The 4,030-nt window shown below is 62.5% G+C and carries 7 protein-coding genes; 4 read left to right on the forward strand and 3 right to left on the reverse strand.

Annotated elements, in window-relative coordinates; translation table 11 throughout:
• Positions 1 to 283, reverse strand: a 283-nt coding sequence (gene yidD, locus ENZ75_RS23875) for a membrane protein insertion efficiency factor YidD (protein ID WP_128278353.1), incomplete at its 3' end; no start/stop codon positions are given.
• An 84-nt stretch (positions 284 to 367) separates the two neighbouring features.
• On the reverse strand, positions 368 to 526 hold the full coding sequence (locus ENZ75_RS34695; protein ID WP_082826450.1) for a hypothetical protein: 159 nt from the start codon (positions 524 to 526) through the stop codon (positions 368 to 370).
• 92 nt (positions 527 to 618) lie between these two features.
• On the opposite strand from ENZ75_RS34695, the gene ENZ75_RS23885 reads away from it, so the two are divergent.
• Positions 619 to 1,536 (forward strand): LysR substrate-binding domain-containing protein, encoded by a 918-nt coding sequence (locus tag ENZ75_RS23885; RefSeq protein ID WP_063167875.1) that lies wholly within the window; start codon positions 619 to 621, stop codon positions 1,534 to 1,536.
• Between the two features lie 103 nt (positions 1,537 to 1,639).
• On the opposite strand, the gene ENZ75_RS23890 is transcribed toward ENZ75_RS23885, so the two are convergent.
• Positions 1,640 to 2,086 carry an iron-sulfur cluster assembly scaffold protein gene (locus ENZ75_RS23890; protein WP_063167874.1) on the reverse strand — a complete coding sequence of 149 codons (447 nt, stop codon included), beginning with the start codon at positions 2,084 to 2,086 and terminating at the stop codon, positions 1,640 to 1,642.
• Positions 2,087 to 2,326: 240 nt separating this feature from the next.
• Here ENZ75_RS23890 and folE point away from each other — a divergent pair, with 240 nt between their 5' ends.
• From folE to ENZ75_RS23905, 3 genes are all read left to right on the forward strand, one after another.
• Entirely contained in the window at positions 2,327 to 2,962 is a 636-nt protein-coding gene (gene folE / locus ENZ75_RS23895) for a GTP cyclohydrolase I FolE (RefSeq protein ID WP_013531982.1), read from the forward strand.
• A gap of 35 nt (positions 2,963 to 2,997) precedes the next feature.
• Positions 2,998 to 3,459 carry a phosphoribosyl-AMP cyclohydrolase gene (hisI, locus tag ENZ75_RS23900; protein ID WP_013531983.1) on the forward strand — a complete coding sequence of 154 codons (462 nt, stop codon included), beginning with the start codon at positions 2,998 to 3,000 and terminating at the stop codon, positions 3,457 to 3,459.
• An 81-nt stretch (positions 3,460 to 3,540) separates the two neighbouring features.
• Positions 3,541 to 4,030 (forward strand): patatin-like phospholipase family protein (locus ENZ75_RS23905; RefSeq protein WP_206617087.1); only part of this gene is annotated, 490 nt, incomplete at its 3' end.

The raw sequence follows: 4,030 nt of genomic DNA on the forward strand, positions 1-4,030 counted from the left end.
GGTCTATGCCATGCGTGCCGAATGGCCCGCAGCGCAGCACGCGGAAGAATCCCATCCAGCCGCCGGCCCACAGGCCATGGCGGGCGATCGCCTCATGCGCATATTCCGAACAGGTCGGCAGATGCCGGCAGGAATTGCCGACAAAGCCCGACAGCGTCAGCTGGTAGAGGCGCACGAGCGACGTGCCGAGGAGACGGCCTGGCGTCTTGCGCCAGGGGCCGGGCCAGTTGCGGCCGCGTTTTTGCGACCCGTCTATATGCGCATGCCCATGCTGGTCGCGCACCACAGTCTCCGTATCGCGTTTCCCAGGCGATAGATGTGGACTTCCGCCGGAGAACGCAATCCCCGCTCCTTGCGCGCCCCGCCATCACGGACGGGAACGGCGAAACGGCTGCCTGTCAGCCGACGGCGCCCAGCGGCCACGACTGGCCGGCCCCTCGCGGCGCTTTGAATGCTGCTTTTCGTCACGCCATTGAAACGTCACGATCCGCATGACATCGCCAAAAATGTTCAGCAACTGGATCATGGTCGGTCTCCTTCGACATGGATTAGACCGCCGCTGGCCTTCGCCTTCAAACGAGTATAATTTCCACTTCGGATAATCCTGGGTTATGCGAAATGAAGCGTGGGCGCCTGCCGCTGACGGCATTGAGGAGCTTCGAGGCGGCGGGCCGGCATCTGAGCTTCAGCCGGGCCGCCGAGGAGCTTTTCGTCTCGCAGGCGGCGATCAGCCGGCAGATCCGCGAGCTCGAAATCTTCCTGCATCGACCCTTGTTCGAACGTCACCATCGACGAGTCGAACTGACCGACACCGGCCGGCGTCTGCTGGATCAGCTTGTCAGAAGTTTCGACGCCATCGATACCTTGCTTGGCGATCTGGTGGCGACACCGGCACAGTCCGTGGTCCGCGTCAGTGTCGAGCCGTCGCTTGCCTCCGTGTGGCTGGTTCCCCGGCTCAACCGGTTTCGCCAATTGCGGCCCGACATCGACGTCTCCCTCGAAGTCGATCCAAGGCTGATCGAGTTCCGCAGCGATCAGCCGGAGCTTGCCTTGCGCTTCAGCGCGCATGCCGACTCGTGGCCGCGCAGCCAGGCCGAGCGGCTTGCCTCGACGGTCGATTCGCCGGTCCTGTCGCCGGCGCTGCTTGCTTCTGGCCCTGCCCTCAGGAAGCCAATCGATCTTGGCCGCTACACGCTTTTGCACGAGGAGAACCGCCAGGGCTGGGCGCGCTGGTTCGAAGCGGCCGGCGTGCCCGCCGACGCCGTGCCCGCGCGCGGGCCGATGCTGGCGGATGCGTCGCTTTCAAAGCAGGCCGCCTTGCTCGGACATGGCGTGGCATTGGGCGATCTGTTGCAGATCGGCGGGGAAATCGCATCCGGCGCGCTGGTCAAGCCGTTCGACATCGACGTCGCATCCGGCGCCTATTGGCTGGTGGCCAGAAACCTGCACGACCTCTCGGAGCCGGTCGCCGCGTTCGCCGACTGGCTCAGAAGCGAATTTGCCGAAAGCAGGCGGGCGCTGGAAGCGCAGGTTTAAACCCTTCTGGCCCGGTTCCTGTCCAGCCAAATGCCAAGCAGTGGCAGCAAAGATTTGGGCGCCTGCGCGAAGCCTGCGCACCGTGGACGGCCAAATCCCAAGGTCAGGCCGCTTCTTCGGCGCGCTTCTTCTCGATCTGGCCGATCGCGTCGACCACGGCATCGAAAGTCAGCATGGTCGAAGCGTGCCGCGCCTTGTAGTCGCGCACCGGCTCCAAATATCTGAGATCCGCAAAGCGGCCGTCCGGCGGGGCGCCATTTTCCTTGAGCATCTTCAGCATGGAGTCGCGCACCGCGCGCAATTCCTCGGCACTCGCGCCGACGACATGCTGCGCCATGATCGATGACGACGCCTGGCCGAGCGCGCAGGCCTTCACGTCATGGGCAAAGTCCGTGACGACGCCGTCCTGCATCTTGAGGTCGACGGTGACGGTCGAACCGCATAGCTTGGAGTGCGCCTTGGCGGTCGCGTCAGGATGATCGAGACGGCCGATGCGGGCGATGTTTCCGGCAAAACCGAGAATTTTCGCGTTGTAGACGTCGTTTATCATAATTTTCCAATCCGTCGCCGCCAAGCGAACAGCGATTGCCGCTGTCGTGTCTTCCTTTCGCTCGCTATGACCTTATATAATGCTGGCAGTCCGGTATCGACAAGAACGACGAAAGCCAATGTCCTTGCCGGGAAGTTCACGCCGCTTACGGGGCTGGAAACGGGGCGAGTTTCCGACACCGAAAGGTCGTGGTCCGTTCAACTCGTTCCTCCGCCGAGAGGGACTACGGGAGACGCCTTTATGGATGCCGTCATCAAGAAGCTCATGCCACAGTCAGCCTATATGGAAAAGCCGGTCACCGACCGGCCAAGCGAAGCCGAAGTCGAAGCCGCCGTGCGCACACTTTTGCGCTGGACCGGCGACAATCCGGACCGCGAAGGGTTGGTCGACACGCCGAAGCGGGTGGCAAAGGCCTTTCGCGAAATGTTCGGTGGTTACGACATGTGCCCGGCCGACGAGCTCGGCCGCACCTTCGAGGAGGTCGCCGGCTACGATGACCTGGTCATCGTCAAGGACATAACATTCCATTCGCATTGCGAGCACCACATGGTGCCGATCATCGGCAAGGCGCATGTCGGGTATCTTCCGGACGGCAAGGTCGTCGGCCTGTCCAAGATCGCGCGTGTCGTCGATATCTTCGCCCACCGCCTGCAAACCCAGGAGGCGCTGACGGCGCAGATCGCCGGCGTCATCCAGGACGTGCTCAATCCGCGCGGCGTCGCCGTCATGATCGAGGCCGAGCACATGTGCATGGCCATGCGCGGCATCCGCAAGCAGGGATCAACCACGCTGACCTCGACCTTCACCGGCGTTTTCAAGGACACGCCCGAAGAGCAGGTCCGTTTCGTCACCATGGTGCGCGGCGGCGGGGTCTGATCGGCCCTCGCCGGCCATCAAAATAAGGACCGGCGATGTCGGCACTGGAATTTCCAAAAGCTCCGTCGGACAAGAAGGCTCTCGAGGAAGGCGCGGTGTTTTCGCCGCGCTTCGATGCAGCCGGGCTGGTCACGGTCGTCGTGACAGACGCCGCGGACGGCATGCTGTTGATGGTTGCGCATATGAACGCGCAAGCACTGGCGCTGACGCTTGAGACCGGCATCGCCCACTACTGGTCGCGCTCGCGCAGCGCGCTTTGGAAAAAGGGCGAAACATCAGGCAATTTTCAGCATGTCGTCGAGATGCTCACGGATTGTGACCAGGATGCCATATGGTTGCGCGTCAAAGTGTTGGGCCACGACGCAACCTGTCACACTGGCCGGCGTTCATGCTTTTATCGGACGGTGGGGCTGGTCGACGGCAAAGGGACGCTTGCCATCGACGGCAGCAAGCCGCTGTTCGATGCGGAAAACACGTATCGGAAACCAACAGCTTGAACCTTCTGCCTGACACCGACGACACAGATTCATCATTTCGATACGCCCCGCTCGTATAGTAGCCGTGGGACAAGGGAGATTATGATGCTCGAGTGGGCGTCATTGCGTAACAGACCAGATGTCAGGGAGGCCAACGGCCTGTCCTCGTCAGGCGGCGCGTCCGAAACGAACTCCCAAAAGAAAACAGGCATTTCGCTCGCCTTGGGTGGCGGGTGCGCCCGCGGCTGGGCGCATATCGGCGTGCTGCGCGCGCTGGATGAAGCCGGCATCGAAGTATCGATGATCGCCGGCACCTCGATCGGCGCGCTGGTCGGCGGCTGCTATCTCGCCGGCAAACTGGACGAGCTCGAAGAATTCGCCCGCAGCCTGACCAAGCGCCGCATTTTCGGCCTGCTCGATCTCAATTTACGCGGCAGCGGCCTGTTCGGCGGCATGAAACTCGATGCAAGGCTGCGCGAGCACATGGCCGGCATTCGTTTCGAGGACCTTGCCAAGCCGTTCGTCGCGGTCACTTCCGAAATCCGCACGGGCCACGAAATCTGGCTGTCGAGCGGCTCATTGATCACCGCCA

The organism is Mesorhizobium sp. M7A.F.Ca.CA.002.04.1.1, from assembly GCF_004022805.1.
In the GTDB taxonomy this organism is placed as follows: Bacteria; Pseudomonadota; Alphaproteobacteria; order Rhizobiales; family Rhizobiaceae; genus Mesorhizobium; species Mesorhizobium ciceri.

Bases quoted from the DNA above. Each gene is read 5' to 3' on its own strand.
- ENZ75_RS23890 (WP_063167874.1), bottom strand. From the start codon at position 2,086: ATGATAAACGACGTCTACAACGCGAAAATTCTCGGTTTTGCCGGAAAC.
- hisI (WP_013531983.1), top strand. From the start codon at position 2,998: ATGTCGGCACTGGAATTTCCAAAAGCTCCGTCGGACAAGAAGGCTCTC.
- ENZ75_RS23885 (WP_063167875.1), top strand. From the start codon at position 619: ATGAAGCGTGGGCGCCTGCCGCTGACGGCATTGAGGAGCTTCGAGGCG.
- ENZ75_RS34695 (WP_082826450.1), bottom strand. From the start codon at position 526: ATGATCCAGTTGCTGAACATTTTTGGCGATGTCATGCGGATCGTGACG.
- folE (WP_013531982.1), top strand. From the start codon at position 2,327: ATGGATGCCGTCATCAAGAAGCTCATGCCACAGTCAGCCTATATGGAA.